13 protein-coding genes are annotated in these 14,467 nt (G+C 61.7%); 9 read left to right on the top strand and 4 right to left on the bottom strand.

The window, feature by feature from the left end; genetic code table 11:
* Nucleotide 1 precedes the first annotated feature (1 nt).
* The 4 genes from hprK to ilvA form a co-directional block, all read right to left on the bottom strand.
* Nucleotides 2-940 carry an HPr(Ser) kinase/phosphatase gene (gene hprK / locus AC3WOY_RS09300; RefSeq protein WP_088709377.1) on the bottom strand — a complete coding sequence of 313 codons (939 nt, stop codon included), beginning with the start codon at nt 938-940 and terminating at the stop codon, nt 2-4.
* A gap of 48 nt (nt 941-988) precedes the next feature.
* Nucleotides 989-1,456 carry a PTS sugar transporter subunit IIA gene (locus AC3WOY_RS09295; RefSeq protein WP_492422986.1) on the bottom strand — a complete coding sequence of 156 codons (468 nt, stop codon included), beginning with the start codon at nt 1,454-1,456 and terminating at the stop codon, nt 989-991.
* A 258-nt stretch (nt 1,457-1,714) separates the two neighbouring features.
* The gene (gene queF / locus AC3WOY_RS09290) at nt 1,715-2,554 is read right to left on the bottom strand and encodes an NADPH-dependent 7-cyano-7-deazaguanine reductase QueF (RefSeq protein WP_492422984.1); all 840 of its coding nucleotides are present in this window, start codon (nt 2,552-2,554) and stop codon (nt 1,715-1,717) included.
* A 95-nt stretch (nt 2,555-2,649) separates the two neighbouring features.
* Nucleotides 2,650-4,197 (bottom strand): threonine ammonia-lyase, biosynthetic, encoded by a 1,548-nt coding sequence (gene ilvA, locus AC3WOY_RS09285; protein WP_492422982.1) that lies wholly within the window; start codon nt 4,195-4,197, stop codon nt 2,650-2,652.
* Nucleotides 4,198-4,312: 115 nt separating this feature from the next.
* Between ilvA and AC3WOY_RS09280 the strand changes: the two genes are divergently transcribed.
* From AC3WOY_RS09280 to AC3WOY_RS09240, 9 genes are all read left to right on the top strand, one after another.
* A complete protein-coding gene (locus AC3WOY_RS09280) occupies nt 4,313-4,801 on the top strand; it encodes a YqaA family protein (protein WP_492422980.1) in 489 nt (162 codons plus the stop codon).
* A 145-nt stretch (nt 4,802-4,946) separates the two neighbouring features.
* Nucleotides 4,947-8,939: a DUF3683 domain-containing protein gene (locus AC3WOY_RS09275; protein WP_492422978.1), complete on the top strand. Its 3,993-nt coding sequence runs from the start codon at nt 4,947-4,949 to the stop codon at nt 8,937-8,939.
* Nucleotides 8,940-8,942: 3 nt separating this feature from the next.
* Entirely contained in the window at nt 8,943-9,380 is a 438-nt protein-coding gene (locus AC3WOY_RS09270) for an HIT family protein (RefSeq protein WP_492422976.1), read from the top strand.
* Nucleotides 9,381-9,400: 20 nt separating this feature from the next.
* Nucleotides 9,401-9,823, top strand: a complete 423-nt coding sequence (locus tag AC3WOY_RS09265; protein ID WP_492422974.1) for a gamma-butyrobetaine hydroxylase family protein — start codon at nt 9,401-9,403, stop codon at nt 9,821-9,823.
* 101 nt (nt 9,824-9,924) lie between these two features.
* Nucleotides 9,925-10,659 (top strand): bifunctional demethylmenaquinone methyltransferase/2-methoxy-6-polyprenyl-1,4-benzoquinol methylase UbiE, encoded by a 735-nt coding sequence (ubiE, locus tag AC3WOY_RS09260; protein WP_420473017.1) that lies wholly within the window; start codon nt 9,925-9,927, stop codon nt 10,657-10,659.
* Between the two features lie 9 nt (nt 10,660-10,668).
* Nucleotides 10,669-11,583, top strand: coding sequence for a Tim44 domain-containing protein (locus AC3WOY_RS09255; RefSeq protein WP_492422971.1), 915 nt, complete (start codon nt 10,669-10,671; stop codon nt 11,581-11,583).
* A gap of 70 nt (nt 11,584-11,653) precedes the next feature.
* Nucleotides 11,654-12,226 (top strand): ubiquinone biosynthesis accessory factor UbiJ, encoded by a 573-nt coding sequence (locus AC3WOY_RS09250; protein WP_492429245.1) that lies wholly within the window; start codon nt 11,654-11,656, stop codon nt 12,224-12,226.
* Nucleotides 12,227-13,804 carry a ubiquinone biosynthesis regulatory protein kinase UbiB gene (gene ubiB / locus AC3WOY_RS09245; RefSeq protein ID WP_492422969.1) on the top strand — a complete coding sequence of 526 codons (1,578 nt, stop codon included), beginning with the start codon at nt 12,227-12,229 and terminating at the stop codon, nt 13,802-13,804.
* A 4-nt stretch (nt 13,805-13,808) separates the two neighbouring features.
* Nucleotides 13,809-14,423 (top strand): methyltransferase domain-containing protein, encoded by a 615-nt coding sequence (locus tag AC3WOY_RS09240; RefSeq protein WP_492422967.1) that lies wholly within the window; start codon nt 13,809-13,811, stop codon nt 14,421-14,423.
* The last annotated feature ends 44 nt before the right edge of the window (nt 14,424-14,467 follow it).

Here is a 14,467-nt window from a genome sequence, read left to right as displayed (position 1 = left end):
ATTAGTCATTCCCCATTGCTTTCTGCTGGCGCTCCATGAATTCCTTCAGCGTGTCGATGCCGCGCAGCTGGAGGATGGTGTTGCGTACCGCGGCTTCGAGAAGCACCGCGAGGTTGCGGCCGGCTTCCACGGGGATGATGACCTTGCGGATCGGCAGGCCGAGCACTTCCTCGGTCTGGGAGTGCAGCGGCAGGCGTTCGTAGTTTTCTTCCAGGGTCTTGCGGCGGACCAGGTGGACGATCAGTTTCAGCCGCATTTTGCGGCGCACGGCGGTCTCGCCGAAGATCGTCTTGATGTCCAGCAGACCCAGTCCGCGCACTTCCAGCAGGTTCTGCAGCAGGGGCGGGCAGCGGCCTTCGATCATGTTCGGTGCGATGCGCGCGAATTCCACTGCGTCGTCGGCGACCAGGCCGTGGTTGCGTGAAATCAGCTCCAGGCCCAGTTCGCTCTTGCCCAGGCCGGATTCGCCGGTGATCAGCACGCCGACACCCAGCACGTCCATGAACACGCCGTGCATCGTCACCCGCTGCGCCAGTTCCTTGGACAGGTAGACCCGCAGGTAGTCGATGACCTGTGCGGCGGGCAGCGGCGTGGAAAACAGGGGAATGTTGCGCTCGTCGCACACTTGCAGGATGTAGGGAGGCGTTTCCAGGCCCTGCGCGATGATGAAGGCGGGCGGTTCGCCATTGACCAGCTCTTCCGTCTGGTACTTGCGGGAAGTGGGCGAGAGCTTGTTGTAGTACTGGATTTCCTGGTGGCCGAAGACCTGCAGGCGGCCAGGGTGGATCAGGTTCAGGTGGCCGACCTGGTCGGCGGCGGAGGTGGCGTCGCCGGAAATGCGGCGTTCACCGCCCGGAAAGCCTGCAAACCAGCCCAGTTGCAATGCTTCGCGGGTGTCGTCGTACAGCTGCTGGATCGAAAGGTTGGTCTGTGTGGGCATGGGCGGAACTCATTGTGATGGGGGGAACGCCCCCCACATGAGTTCCGATTATGCATGCACGCTCGGTTCCCACGCAATAATGCGCGAATGGACCGAGGCGGCGTCCGGATCGGTCGCCAGATGGTTGCGGAAAGCCTCGTCCGAGAACATCTCGGCTATTTCGGAGAGGATTTCGAGATGCTGCTGCGTGACGTGGTCCGGGATCAGCAGGAATACCAGCAGCTTGACCGGATGCCCATCCGGTGATTCGAAAGGAATCGGTTCCTTCAGCCGGACAAAGGCGGCCAGCGGCGCCTTCAGCCCCTTGATGCGGCCGTGCGGCACGGCCACGCCATGACCCAATCCGGTCGAGCCGAGGCGTTCGCGGGCAAAGAGGTTGTCCGAAACAACGGAGCGCGCGATGCTGCAGTTGTTCTCGAAGATCAATCCCGCCTGCTCGAATGCGCGCTTCTTGCTCGATACCTCGAGATCCAGAACCACGTTGTTGGGCGACAGGATTTTTGAAAGGTTAGTCATGTTACAAAACGGCATGCTGCACCGCACAATGCGTTATTTTGAGTCGCATTATAGGCCTCTTGCTGGGATGTGCAATGACTTAGCTTAGGGTTGCCCGAAGAAACTACATTGATAGTAAGCAGAAACCGGATGTGCAATTTTCAACATTCATCAGTGGTTACTGTCGCCTCTGGTTAAGACTGGCACGGAATGAAATGGTTTCCTGGCAGAACCGGCTTTCTGCCACCCATCTGCCTTCATGTGACGAACAAACAACGGTCATTGTCGGGCGTTACGCATGTTTGACGGCCGCTGTCCTGTAGTGAAGTTTGTCCTCCATGGGTTGATATCAAGGCCGCCGCGCCTCGTATAACGAGCGTACACCGACAATTTCTGTGGTTTGCACTGGCGCATGATGTCCATGAAGATCCGTTCCACGCATTGCTCATGGAATTCATTGTGGTTGCGGAAGCCGATCAGGTACTGCAGCAGGTGTTCCTGGTCGATCTGCGGCCCGACGTAGCGGATCTGCACGCTGCCCCAGTCCGGTTGTCCCGTGACGAGGCAGTTCGATTTCAGCAAGTGAGAGACGAGGGTTTCCTCGACAATCGCTTCCTCGTGGTTCGCCTTCAGCAGCATGGGATTGGGGCTGTATTCGTTGACTTCGATATCCAGCCGGTCGAGCAGCAGGCCTTCGAGTTCGCCCATCTCTACGGTGGCAAAGGTGTCGGGCATCGCAAGCTTTACCTGCACTGGCGAGCCGAAGCCGTTTGACAGGTCGGTCCGCAGCATCTCGGCGAGCGCCTCGGGCGACTCGATGCGTGTCTGGTTGAACGAATTCAGGTAGAGCTTGAACGACTTCGATTCGATGATGTTCGGCGAATCGGCCGGCACCGTGAAGGTGGCGATGGCAACCTGCGGCTTGCCGCGCGGGTTCAGCCACGAGAGTTCATAGGCATTCCAGATATCCATGCCGAAAAAGGGCAGGGTTCCCGATACACCGATTTCCAGGCGCTTCTGTTCGCGCGGGATCGGGAAGAGCAGGGACGGCGTGTATTCGGCCTGGTAGGCGGTGGGTTTGCCGAGCGGCGAGGCTTCCGGCTGGTTGGAGATGGTCATACGCGGCGCGGCACGAAGCCGGAAAAAACTCCCGAGAGGGCTGCGATGTCATTAAGACAGCGGCCGGCCCCCTCGGTTCGGTCGCTGCATGCTTCCTACAGGAACAGTTTATACACCGGGTTCTCGGTTTCGTCCCAATGACGGTAGCCGAGGCTGGAGAGGAAGGTGCGGAAGGATTTCATTTCCTTCTTCGGCACCTGCAATCCGACGAGGATGCGGCCGACGTCGCCGCCCTGGTTGCGGTAGTGGAACAGGCTGATGTTCCAGTTCGGCGCCATGCTGTCGAGGAAGCGCATCAGCGCGCCCGGACGTTCCGGGAATTCGAAGCGGTAGAGCAGTTCGTCATGCGCTAGCGGGCTCTTGCCGCCGACGAGGTGGCGGACGTGCAGCTTGGCCAGTTCGTCATGCGTCAGGTCCAGCGTCTTGAAGCCGTGCTTTTCGAAATTCTTCGAGATCTTTTCAGACTCGTCGCGCTTGGAAATCTGGATGCCGACGAAGACATGGGCGACTTTTGCATCGCTGATTCGGTAGTTGAATTCGGTGACGTTGCGCGGGCCGATCAGTTCGCAGAAGCGCTTGAAGCTGCCGCGTTCCTCGGGAATCGTGACGGCGAAGAGCGCTTCGCGTGCTTCACCCACTTCGGCCATCTCGGCCACGAAGCGCAGGCGGTCGAAGTTCATGTTGGCGCCGCTGGTCACGGTGACCAGGCTGTGCCCGCTGACCGGCTTCTTGCCGGCCTTCGACCGCTCGATGTAAGCCTTGGCGCCGGCTACCGCCAGCGCGCCTGCCGGTTCGAGAATGCTGCGTGTATCCTGGAAGACGTCCTTGATGGCGGCGCACACCTCGTCGGTATCGACCAGGATCACTTCATCGACATGCTGTTTCGCCAGGCGGAACGTCTCCTCGCCGGCTAGTTTGACTGCGGTGCCGTCGGAGAACAGGCCGACGTCGCCCAAGGTGACGCGACGGCCTGCCTTGAGGCTGCGTGCCATCGCATCGGAGTCGGTGGTCTGCACGCCGATCACCTTGATGTCCGGACGAACCGCCTTGACATAGGCCGCCACGCCGGCAACCAGGCCGCCGCCGCCGATGGCGCAGAAGATCGCGTGGATGGGTTCGGAATGCTGGCGCAGGATTTCCATGCCGATCGTTCCCTGGCCGGCGATCACATAGGGATCGTCGAAGGGATGGACGAAGGTCAGCTTGAGCTTCTTCTCCAGCGTCAGCGCGTGATTGTAGGCGTCGGTGTAGGAGTCGCCGAACAGGACGACTTCACCGCCGCGCGCACGGACCGCCTCCATCTTCACCGGGGGGGTGGTCGTCGGCATGACGATCACGGCGCGGCAGCCAAGGCGTGCCGCCGACAGCGCCACGCCCTGGGCGTGATTGCCGGCGGATGCGCAGATGACACCACGCTTCAGCTGTGCCGGCGTGAGATGGGCCATCTTGTTGTAGGCCCCGCGAATCTTGAAACTGAACACGCTCTGGATGTCTTCGCGCTTGAGGTAAATGCGGTTGTCCATGCGCTGCGACAGCGTTGGCGCGAGTTCGAGCGGCGATTCGACCGCGACGTCGTAGACGCGGGCGGTCAGTATTTTCTGTAGATAGTCGGTAGTCATAGGTTCGGTGTCGGCTGCATGCATTCCCCAATGCGCACGCAGCCCGCCATTATAATGGACGCCCCCGGCGAATCTTCCATGGCTGGTTATATATCCGATATGCACCGCCTCCGCTTGATGGGGGCTCATTATTCACTCGATGATCGAATCCGCAATCCGCTGGCTGCTCGGCGTTCTCGCCATTCCCGACGTCGGGCTGACGTCCGTATTCGTGATCAGCATCGTTTCGGCCACCTTGCTTCCGCTCGGGTCGGAGCCGGCCGTTTTCGCCGTCATCAAGGCTAACGGCGCGCTGTTCTGGCCGGCCATCGCGGTGGGCACGGTGGGAAATACCATCGGCGGGATCATCGATTACTGGATGGGATACGGCGCCAAGCAGGCATTTGCGAAAGAGCGGGAAACCCACTGGTTCGGCTGGCTCCAGCGTTTCGGCGCGAAGGCGATGCTGCTTGCGTGGCTGCCCGGGATCGGCGATCCGCTCTGCACGCTCGGTGGCTGGCTGAAACTGCCGTTCTGGCCGTGCGTGCTGTATATGGCCATCGGTAAATTCCTGCGCTATGTGACGATGACCACGCTGTTGCTCTCCGTGCCCGACGGCTTCTGGCGTGGTCTCGTCAATTTGTTCTAGTTGTTGCAAAATTGAAACTTTTTGCAATGTTGGCGATAAATCGCGGCAAATTCCCGTATTAGGCCGTACGGGAAGTAAGGCTGTTGCCGCCTGGTGCAATGCAATACGCTAAAATGCACCTTTAAGGGTCTGTCTTGACATTCTGATGAACGCCCCCGCACAAATCCACGCACTACTTTCCGACGCGCCCAGCGACATCGTTCCCACCCGCCTGCGCGAAATTCCGTACAACTACACCTCGTTCTCCGACCGCGAAATCGTGATTCGCCTCCTGGGCGAAGAATCCTGGCGCATCCTCGACGAACTACGCAGCGAGCGCCAGACGGGACGGTCCGCGCGCATGCTGTACGAAGTGCTGGGCGACATCTGGGTGGTACGGCGCAATCCGTACCTGCAGGATGACATGCTGGACAACCCGAAGCGCCGTCAGGCGCTGATCGACGCGCTCAACCACCGCCTGACGGAAGTCGAAAAGCGCCGCCTGACCACTGGCCTGGCCGATGTCGGCGATGCGCAGGCTCGCCGCCGCAGTGCCAACGTCGAAGTCCTGGTCAAGGCCGCGCGCAAGGCAATCGCCGATTTCGGCGAGGAATTCCGCAAGACCTGGGACCTGCGCAAGCGCGCCACTCGTGAACTGAGCCGTTACACCGCCAAGGACAACATCAAGTTCGACGGCCTGTCGCGCGTCTCGCATGTCACCGACGCCACCGACTGGCGCGTCGAGTACCCGTTCGTCGTGCTGACACCGGATACCGAGGACGAAATGGCCGGCCTGGTCAAGGCTTGCATCGAACTCGGCCTGACCATCATTCCGCGCGGAGGCGGCACCGGCTACACCGGCGGCGCCGTGCCGCTGACGCCGCTGTCGGCGGTCATCAATACCGAAAAGCTGGAGCAGCTCGGCCCTGTCGAAATGACCACGCTTCCGGGCGTCGACCGTCCGTATGCGACGATCTACTCGGGCGCGGGCGTCGTCACCAAGCGCGTGTCCGACGCCGCCGAAAAGGCCGGCTTCGTGTTCGCTGTCGACCCGACCTCCGCGGAAGCATCCTGCATCGGCGGCAACATCGCGATGAATGCCGGCGGCAAGAAGGCCGTCCTCTGGGGCACCGCCCTCGACAACCTGGCGAGCTGGCGCATGGTCGACCCGAACGGCGACTGGCTGGAAGTCACGCGCATCGACCACAATCTCGGCAAGATCCACGACGCCCCGGTGGCGAAGTTCAAACTCGAATGGACGCACCCGGCCGACAAGGGCAAGAGCAACAAGCCGTTCAAGACCGAATACCTGGAAATCGAAGGCCGCCGCTTCCGCAAGGAAGGCCTGGGCAAGGACGTGACGGACAAGTTCCTCGCCGGCCTGCCGGGCATCCAGAAGGAAGGCTGCGACGGCCTGATCACGTCGGCGCGCTGGATCCTGCACAAGATGCCGAAGTTCGCGCGTACCGTCTGCCTCGAATTCTTCGGCCAGGCGCGCGATGCGATCCCGTCCATCGTCGAGATCAAGGACTACCTCGATGCCGAGGCGAAGAAGGGCGGGGCGATCCTCGCCGGCCTGGAGCACCTCGACGAACGCTACCTGCGCGCCGTCGGCTACGCGACCAAATCCAAGCGCGGCGTGCTGCCGAAGATGGCGCTGTTCGGCGACATCGTCGGCGACGACGAGGAAGCCGTCGCCCGTGCCGCGTCGGAAGTGATCCGCATGGCGAATACGCGTGTCGGCGAAGGCTTCGTCGCCGTCAGCCCGGAAACGCGCAAGAAGTTCTGGCTCGACCGTGCGCGTACCGCGGCAATCGCCAAGCACACCAATGCGTTCAAGATCAACGAAGACGTGGTGATCCCGCTCGACCGCATGGGCGAATATACCGACGGCATCGAACGCATCAACATCGAACTGTCGATCAAGAACAAGCTGCAATTCCTTGCCGAGCTGCGCGGTTTCTTCGCATCGCCCCATCTGCCGCTCGGCAAGAGCGAGGATGCGGACAGCGACATCCCGCCCGAGGAGCTTCTGGGGGATCGCGTCACGCAGGCGGTGCAGTTGATCGAAGCGACGTACGACCGTTGGTCCTACCTGCTGGTCAACCTGGACAAGCCGTTGCGCGAAGCGCGCGATGAGCTGGCCGCACTGCAGGTATCGACCACCTGGCTGGACGAGCGTCTGCAGCGCCAGCCGGATGCGAATGTATTCAACGTCGTGCAGGACCGCACCATCCGCGTGTCCTGGAAGGCGGAAGTGCGCGCGCCGCTGCGCCAGATCTTCAATGGCGCCGCGTACAAGCTGATCCTCGACGAGTGCAACGCCATCCACAAGCGGGTGCTGCGCGGGCGTGTGTTCGTCGCACTGCACATGCATGCGGGCGACGGCAACGTCCACACCAACCTGCCGGTCAACTCCGACCATTACGAGATGCTGCAGGACGCACATGCCGCGGTGGCCCGCATCATGGCGCTTGCGCGTTCGCTCAACGGCGTGATCTCGGGCGAGCACGGCATCGGCATCACCAAGCTGGAATTCCTGACCGAGGACGAGATCCGCGATTTCCGCGACTACAAGCTGCGCGTCGATCCGGAAGGCCGCTTCAACAAGGGCAAGCTGCTCAATGACCCGGCCATGCCGTCCGACCTGCGCAATGCCTACACGCCGTCCTTCGGCCTGATGGGCCACGAGTCGCTGATCATGCAGCAGAGCGATATCGGCGCGATTGCCAACAGCGTCAAGGACTGCCTGCGCTGCGGCAAATGCAAACCGGTATGCGCGACCCACGTTCCGCGCGCCAACCTGCTGTACTCGCCGCGCAACAAGATCCTGGCCACCTCGCTGCTGGTCGAAGCCTTCCTGTACGAAGAGCAAACCCGCCGCGGCGTGTCGATCAAGCACTGGGAAGAATTCGAGGACGTCGCCGACCACTGCACCGTCTGCCACAAGTGCGTGACCCCGTGCCCGGTCGACATCGATTTCGGCGACGTGTCGATGAACATGCGCAACCTGCTGCGCAAGATGGACAAGAAGTCCTTCAATCCCGGCACGACCGCCGCTATGTTCTTCCTGAACGCAACCGATCCGGCCACCATCAACGCCACACGCGCCGCGATGACCGGCCTCGGTTACAAGGCGCAGCGTTTCGCGAACGACCTGCTGAAGAAGTTCGCGAAGAAACAGACCAAGGCGCCGCCGGCCACGCATGGCAAGCCGCCGGTCAAGGAACAGGTGATCCACTTCATCAACAAGAAGATGCCGGGCAACCTGCCGAAGAAGACCGCGCGCGCATTGCTCGACATCGAGGACGACAAGGTCGTGCCGATCATCCGCGATCCGAAGAAGACCACGGCCGATACGGAAGCCGTGTTCTACTTCCCTGGCTGCGGTTCGGAGCGCCTGTTCTCGCAGGTGGGCCTGGCAACGCAGGCGATGCTGTGGCACGTCGGCGTGCAGACCGTGCTGCCGCCGGGCTACCTCTGCTGCGGTTATCCGCAGCGCGGTTCCGGCCAGTACGACAAGGCCGAAAAGATGATGACGGACAACCGCGTGTTGTTCCACCGTGTCGCCAACACCCTGAACTACCTCGACATCAAGACGGTCGTAGTGTCGTGCGGGACCTGCTACGACCAACTGGAGACCTATGAATTCGAGAAGATTTTCCCGGGATGCCGCATCATCGACATCCACGAATATCTCCTCGAAAAGGGCGTGAAGCTGGAAGGCGTCGGCGGCGTGCGTTACATGTACCACGACCCCTGCCATACGCCGATGAAGCAGCAGGACCCGATGAAGACGGTGAACGCGCTGATCACGATGGCGGACGGACTGAAGGTCGAGAAGAACGAACGCTGCTGCGGCGAATCCGGCACCCTGGGCGTGAGCCGCCCGGACATTTCCACGCAGGTCCGCTTCCGCAAGGAAGAGGAAATGCGCAAGGGCGCGGACAAGCTGCGTGCCGACGGCTTCAGCGGCGACGTGAAGATCCTCACCTCCTGCCCGTCGTGCTACCAGGGCCTGTCGCGCTACAACGAGGACTCGGGCACGACCGCCGACTACATCGTGGTGGAAATGGCGAAGCATTTGCTCGGCGAGAACTGGCTGCCGGACTATGTGGCAAGGGCCAACAGCGGCGGCATCGAACGCGTACTGGTATAAGCGATGGCAAAGGAAGCCTGCGAACTGTGCATGCATCCCGGCGGTGAAGTCATCTACCGGGATGACAACTATCGCATCGTGCTTGTCGAGGACGAGCGTTATCCCGGCTTTTGCCGGGTGATCTGGAATGCGCACAAGCGGGAAATGACCGACCTGACGACCGCCGAGCGCGCCATCCTGATCGCCGCCGTCTGGCAGGTGGAAGAAGCGGTGCGCGAGGTGATGCAACCGGACAAGGTCAATGTCGCCAGCCTCGGCAATGTCGTGCCGCATATGCACTGGCACATCATCCCGCGTTACGAGAACGACGCGCATTTCCCCAATCCGATCTGGGGTGAAATCAAGCGCACGCCTGCTTCCACCGATCTCGGCAAGCGCAGCGCCCTTATTCCCCGCTTGCGTGAAAAATTGCTCGAGCGATTCGAGCAATCGCTGCTGTAATCGTTTACCGGAGTCCTGACATGGCTGACAAGAACAAGCCGGGCGCGGCGCCGACCGCGCTGACCGTGCACAAGCAGTCGCGTGTGCTGGAGATCGCTTTCGATTCCGGTGAGAGCTTCTCCTTGCCTTTCGAATATCTGCGCGTCTATTCGCCCTCCGCGGAAGTGCGGGGACACGGCGCGGGGCAGGAGGTCTTGCAGACGGGCAAGCGCGATGTGCTGATCACCGCCATCGAACCTGTCGGCAACTACGCTGTCCAGCTCCACTTTTCCGATACGCATAACACTGGTATCTACACTTGGGATTACCTGTACTGGCTTGGCACCAAGCAGCCGCAGCTTTGGGAAGACTACCTGAAGCGCCTCGAGGCCGTCGGCTTTACGCGCGAGACCGGCCGCGACGCGCCCATGCTCGCCGAGAACGAACCGCGCTGCGGGCACTGATCGATTGACCATGGGCAGGAAAATTGCCCCCTTGGGGAACACTTTCCGGATCGTCTTGTCCGCACTTGTATAATGCGGCTTGGACAAACAAGGCCGTTGCCATGACGAATACAACGCATTTCGGTTTCGAAACCATTCCCGAAGAACAGAAGGTCGAAAAGGTCGCCCAGGTCTTCCATTCGGTCGCCTCCAAGTACGACGTGATGAACGACCTCATGTCCGGCGGCCTGCATCGCCTGTGGAAAACGTTCACCATCGCGCAGGCGGGCGTGCGCCCCGGTTTCAAGGTGCTGGACATTGCCGGCGGCACGGGCGACCTTGCGAAGGCTTTCGCGAAACAGGCCGGTCCGACCGGGGAAGTGTGGCTCACCGATATCAACGAATCGATGCTGCGCGTTGGCCGCGACCGCCTGCTGAACAAGGGCATGGTCACGCCGACCCTGCTGTGCGACGCCGAAAAGCTGCCGTTCCCGAGCAATTACTTCGATCGCGTGTCCGTGGCCTTCGGCCTGCGCAACATGACCCACAAGGACCAGGCGCTGGCGGAAATGCAGCGTGTGTTGAAGCCGGGCGGGAAACTTCTCGTGCTGGAGTTCTCCAAGGTATGGGAGCCGCTGCAAAAGCCGTACGACGTCTATTCGTTCTCGGTCCTGCCGTGGCTGGGCAAGGCGGTCGCCAACGATTCCGAAAGCTACCGTTACCTCGCCGAATCGATCCGCATGCACCCGGACCAGGAAACCCTGAAGCGGATGATGCAGGATGCCGGACTGGAGCGCGTGGAGTATTACAACCTGACGGCCGGTGTGGCCGCGCTGCACACCGGGATCAAACTGTAGGAGAGTGCCATGAAGAAATTCCTCGTTGCCTTGATGGTCGCTGTCAGCGCCGCCTCCATGGTGGTGTCCGAAGCGGAAGCCAAGCGCCTCGGCGGCGGCGGATCGATCGGCCGCCAGTCGCAGGGCATCAGCCGCCAGACGCCGATGCAGTCGCCCAACCAGGCGGCCAATCCGAGCCAGGCACAGCCCGCCGCACCTGCTGCCGCGCCGCAGGCGACGCCTCCGCGGCCGGCCAGCCCGTGGCGCAATATCCTCGGCGGCGCGCTCCTGGGCCTTGGTCTCGGCGCGTTGCTGTCGCACCTCGGCATCGGTGGCGCCTTGGCAAGCGTGATCAGCACCATCCTGATGATCGCCTTGCTGGCCTTGGCGGTGATGTTCATCATCCGCCTGGTCCGTAGCAAGAATGCCGGCAATCATGGCGCGCAGCCCGCGTATGCCGGCGGCAATCCCGCCATGCGAACGCCCGAAATCGGTTCTCGCCTCGATACCCCGGCCCAGCCGGCGGCATTCCAGGCAGAGCAGGCAGCCGGCGGTGCGGGCACGCTGAACGTTCCGGCGGATTTCGACGTGCCGGCCTTCCTGCGCCACGCGAAGACCTATTACATCCGCCTGCAGGCGGCTTGGGACAAGGCGGATATCAATGACATCCGCGAATTCACGACGCCGGAGCTGTTCGCCGAGCTGCGCCTGCAATTGCAGGAACGCGGTGCCTTATCCAACCATACGGACGTGGTCTCGCTGGAAGCTGGCCTGCTCGCACTGGACAAGGTGGGCGATCAATACCACGCCAGCGTCAAGTTCTTCGGCATGATCAAGGAAGCGGAAAACGCACCGGCAGAGCCGTTCGACGAGGTGTGGAACCTCAATAAACCTGTTTCAGGTCAAGGTGGCTGGGTGCTTGCCGGCATTCAACAATTATCCTGAAACAACGCCCATCAAACTGGTAAACTTGAGGCCGCCCGTGGACCGTCACGGGCGGTTTTATTTTGTGAACATGATTTCACCTGTCTCCGCCGCGATCAACCACTTGCTCGCCCGTGAACCCTGGGCGCGGGAAAAGCTCGCCCGGCATGCCGGGAAGGTGGCGCTTTTCGACGCCGGCGTCATGTCGCTGCGCCTCAAGGCAGCCGCCGACGGCATGGTCGAGGCCGCTGCTGCCGACGAGCCGCAGAACGTCACCATCCGCGTCAAGCTGTCCGACCTGCCCCTCATCCTGAAGAACCGCGAGCACGCTTTTTCCTACGTGCAGATCGAAGGCGATGCGGATTTCGCCAACACGATTTCCCAGTTGAGCGAAACGCTGCGCTGGGAGGCGGAGGAGGATCTTGCGAAGCTGGTCGGCGATACGGCGGCAGTGCGCCTTGTCGGCACGGCGCGCAGCGCATTCGACGCGGCGAAGGCAACGCAGCAGAAGATGGTGGAGAACGTCGCCGAGTACTTCCTCGAAGAGAATCCTATGCTGGTGCGGCCGCAAGCGGTGGCCGATTTTTCCAGCGATGTCACCCGTCTGCGCGACGACGTCGAACGTCTTGCCAAACGCATCGAAAAACTGAAGGAAAGCCGCTAAATGCTATTTAAAGTCCTGCGGCTCTTCAAAATCACGCGCGTTGGAATTCGTTATGGCCTCGACAACATTGCCATTTCCACGCTGGATCGACCGGGTATCACCCGGCTGACGAACGCGCTCTTCTTCTGGCGCGACATCTCCGCGCCACGCGGTGTGAGATTGCGGCAGGCGCTGGAAGACCTGGGGCCGATCTTCGTGAAATTCGGCCAGGTGCTGTCCACGCGGCGCGACCTCATGCCCCCGGATATCGCGGACGAGCTCGCGAAACTACAGGATCGCGTGCCTCCATTCCCCACCGAGCTGGCGATCGAGCAGATCGTCAAGTCGCTGGGCGAACACCCTGACCGCCTGTTCGCGGAATTCGACCGTGTGCCAGTCGCCTCGGCGTCGATTGCGCAGGTGCACTTCGCCAAGCTGAAGGATGGAACCGAGGTTGCTGTCAAAGTCCTGCGCCCGGGCATGAAGCGTTCGATTGAAGAAGACATCGCCCTGATGAAGATCGCCGCCGGCTGGGTTGAACGCCTGTGGGCGGATGGCCGGCGCCTGAAGCCGAAGGAAGTCGTCGGCGAGTTCGACAAGTACCTGCACGACGAACTCGACCTCATGCGCGAAGCCGCCAATGCCAGCCAGCTGCGCCGCAACTTCCTGCAGTCGCAGCTGCTGATCGTGCCGGAAATGTTCTGGGACTACTGCTCGACCTCCGTGATCGTCATGGAGCGCATGCATGGCATCCCGATCTCCCGTATCGACAAGCTGATCGAAGCCGGCGTGGACCTCAAGAAGCTGTCGAGCGACGGTGTCGAAATCTTCTTTACCCAGGTGTTCCGCGACGGTTTCTTCCACGCGGACATGCACCCGGGGAATATCCTCGTGTCTGTCGATTCCGCGACCTTCGGGCGCTACATTGCCCTCGATTTCGGCATCGTCGGCACGCTCACCGATTACGACAAGGATTACCTTTCGCAGAACTTCCTGGCCTTCTTCCGGCGCGATTACAAGCGCGTCGCCGAAGCGCATATCGAATCCGGGTGGGCGCCGAAGGAAACCCGTGTCGATGAGCTGGAAGCGGCGGTGCGCGCCTGCTGCGAACCGATCTTCGACCGGCCGCTGCGCGACATCTCGTTCGGCCAGGTGCTGCTGCGCCTGTTCCAGACTTCGCGCCGCTTCAACGTCGAGGTCCAGCCGCAACTGGTGCTGCTGCAGAAAACCCTGCTCAATATCGAAGGCCTCGGCCGCCAGCTCGATCCCGAGCTCGACCTGTGGAAGACCGCCAAGCCCTACCTCGAACGCTGGATGGACGAGCAGGTCGGCTGGCGCGGCATGATCGCGCGCTTCAAGGAAGAGGCAACGCATTACAACAAGATCATCCCCGAAATCCCGCGCCTGCTGCACCACGCGCTGGCGACAAAGGCGGAGGAACCGCAGCACAATGCGGAGCTGCTCAGGCAGCTCGTCGACGAACAGCGGCGCACGAACAGGCTGCTCGGCTTCGTCGTGTTCTTCGGCGGCGGTCTCGCCGGGGGCATCATCCTGGCGCAGGTCATGCTGCGCTGGTACAAGCTCATCAACTGGTGGTAAAACCATGTCCTCCGCGCCCAGCTTCGACACCCGCGATCCGACCGCTCCCGGCTTCTGGTCAGAGCGCTTCAAGCAGGGCTTCATGCCTTGGGATCGCGGTGGCGTGCCGGCGCGGTTCCTGCAGTTCGTCGCGGAATCAGGCCGTCCTTATGTCACCCTGATTCCCGGCTGCGGAACCGGTTACGAAGTGGCTTGCCTGTCGGAGGCCGGCTGGGACGTCACCGCCATCGATTTCTCCGCCTCCGCCGTCGAGACCGCGCAAAAAGTGCTCGGCCCCTGGGGCAGCCGCGTTGTCGAGGCGGACTTCTTCACGTTCGCACCCGCGAAACCGGTCGAACTGATTTACGAGCGCGCATTCTTTTGCGCATTGCCGCCGCGCATGCGCGGTGCCATCGTCGAACGCTGGGCGGCGCTGCTGCCGCCGGGCGGGCTGCTTGCCGGATTCTTCTTTTTCGACGACGCGCCCAAGGGACCGCCGTTCGGCATTCCCTCCGCCGAACTGGACGCGCTGCTCGCGCCCTTCTTCGAACGCATCGCGGATGAGACCGTCGCCGATTCCCTGCCTGTTTTTGCGGGAAAAGAGCGCTGGCAGGTGTGGCGCCGGTGCAATTGTGCGTAGTTCGCACAGACATTGCTTTTTTCCTTTCTAGTGGCAATCCGGCG

It is taken from the genome of Noviherbaspirillum sp. FW303-A3 (genome assembly GCF_058788695.1).
This window is presented reverse-complemented; position numbering and strand designations above follow the sequence as displayed.